Source organism: Marseilla massiliensis (assembly GCF_016899855.1).
GTDB lineage: Bacteria > Bacteroidota > Bacteroidia > Bacteroidales > Bacteroidaceae > Prevotella.
The window spans coordinates 1-2,233 of record NZ_JACJJG010000182.1 but is presented as its reverse complement, the minus strand read 5'-3'; the positions used below and the strand labels follow the sequence as shown (position 1 = coordinate 2,233).

At 53.3% G+C, this 2,233-nt stretch carries 3 protein-coding genes; all 3 read left to right on the top strand.

Translation table 11 applies throughout. The features are described from left to right. On the top strand, positions 1-188 hold a 188-nt coding region (locus tag H6A34_RS14155), incomplete at its 5' end, for a hypothetical protein (protein ID WP_205106041.1). Positions 189-295: 107 nt separating this feature from the next. Next, a complete protein-coding gene (locus H6A34_RS14150) occupies positions 296-1,309 on the top strand; it encodes a C1 family peptidase (protein ID WP_205106040.1) in 1,014 nt (337 codons plus the stop codon). Between the two features lie 207 nt (positions 1,310-1,516). Beyond that, on the top strand, positions 1,517-2,176 hold the full coding sequence (locus tag H6A34_RS14145; protein ID WP_205106039.1) for an HAD family hydrolase: 660 nt from the start codon (positions 1,517-1,519) through the stop codon (positions 2,174-2,176). Positions 2,177-2,233: the final 57 nt, after the last annotated feature.

Genomic DNA, 2,233 nt, shown 5'->3' with positions numbered 1-2,233 from the left:
CAAAACTATTGATTTTTAATCTTTTAAAAGAAAAACTCGATGTGCTCAATTTTATGTTGCTGAAAGGCCATCCAACAAAACTGCGGAAGAACCGCCTTTCGCAAGTCTTTTGTTTTGGATGTATATATCCGTTTGCGCTGGCGTGCGTTGTGTCGTGGCCTTTGCTGGTTGCCCGCCGATGGCGATAAGCAGTAAAGTCACTTTTGCGGCCGGCCGTAATCCGGCATTCCCGTTTTCATGATATCAATATGTTAAACGCTTTGCGGGGCGGATTATTTTCATTAATTTTGCGCCCATGAAGACGTTAGTAGCCGTACTTATAGCAGCCGTTGTCATGGTGTCGTGCGGGCGCACGACGCCCGGGCGTAGAGTGTTCACCGTGGAGAGGATTAACGGGATGACTCCCGTTAAGGACCAGGGGCGAGGTTCGTTGTGCTGGGTCTATGCCATGCTGGCTACGATTGAGACCGACAGGCTGGCAATTGGCGACTCGGTCAACCTTTCGCCGGCATACGTAGCGCGCTCCGTTCTCGGCGGGCTTGTCGAGCAGCGCTACCTTACGCAGGGTGAGGTTGACGTCAGGGCCGACGGAGTGGCGCCCATGCTGCTCAGCGCGTTGGCCGAATACGGCGCCATGCCCTATGACGCTTACCGTTCTGAATGCAACTATGACGTGCTGTGCCGCAAGCTCAACGTGCTTGCCGACCAGGCCGTTCGCCAGCGCGTGGGCATTAAGCGGCTGCGTGACAAGACGGCATACGTGCTCGATACGGCCGTCAACCCAGTGCCCCGCAGGGTGTGGATGTACGGCATGGAGTATTCGATGCAGGAGTTTGCCCGCAGCGTATGCAGCCCTGCCGACTACGTGGCGGTGACCAGCTACACGCACGAGCCGTTTTACGAGAACGTCGCCCTTGACCTTCCTGCCAACCGTGAGGGATGCAAGTTCTACAATGTGCCCGTAGACACGCTTGTAAGTCGTGTGGAGAAAGCCCTACGCTTGGGCAACGGAGTGTGCTGGGAGGGCGACGTGACCAACGACGGCTTCTCGTTTGAAGACGGTGTCGCGTGTCTCGACAACGAAGGCGTAACCGTGACGCAGGACATGCGCCAGCGGGCTTTCGAGCGCTTCAGCGTTACCGACGACCACAGTATGGAGCTGGTAGGACTGGCCCGCGACCAGGCCGGCCGCCGCTACTTCGTGTGCAAGAACTCGTGGGGCACCGACAATCCGTACGGCGGGCTGATGTACATGTCGCTCGGATATTTCAGGCTGAACACCGTGGCCGTGGTGATGAAAAAGATTTAATATGAGATATGGAGTTAAGGAGTTATGTAGTAAAGGAGTTAAGACAAATGACTTGTTAAGTGAAGAGTGAATAATTAAGAGTGAATAATTCATTGCTTGAACAGGCAAACTTGATTATTCATTTTTCATAATTAATTATTCATTCAACAAGTCATTTGTCTTAACTCCTTTACTACATAACTCCTTAACTCCTGAAAATAAAAAGTAATGAGCAATAAACTGAAATCCATTATCCTTGACTTTGATGGCACGATAGGCGACACCCGTCGTCTCATTGTCCGCACGATGCAGCAGACTATTGCCGAACTGGGACTTGAGTCACGCACTGACGACGAATGCGCGGCAATGATTGGGCTGCCACTGAAGCAGACTTTTACCGACCTTATACTGATGGACGACGCCACAGGCGACCTCTGCGCAGCCACTTACCGCCGTATCTTTGACGTCAACAACACGCCTGACGCCGTGCCGATGTTTCCCGGCGTGGGCGAGACCATCCGCAAGATGCACTCAGCCGGATTGCTTGTCACCATAGCGAGCAGCCGCTTCCGTACGTCGTTGGCCGACTTCGTAAACCGCATGGGCCTGTCTGAATATATCCCGTACATGCTCGGCGCAGGCGATGTAGAGCATGCAAAGCCCGCTCCAGACATGGTTCTCAAGACGCTTGCCGACAATGGCTTGCGTCCCGAAAACGCAATTGTTGTGGGCGATACGGTCTATGATATCCGCATGGCTCACGCCGCCGGAGTGTCCGCAGTTGGCGTGACATACGGCAACGGCCATCGTGCCGACCTCGAAAAGGAGCGTGCCGAGTGGATAATTGACGACTTCAGGGAGTTGGAGGGAATATTAGAGGTCCAGTAGTTAAAAGTAGTTAGAGAAGTTATCGCTCGCTTACCGCTCGCTGAGTAGTTAAAGTCA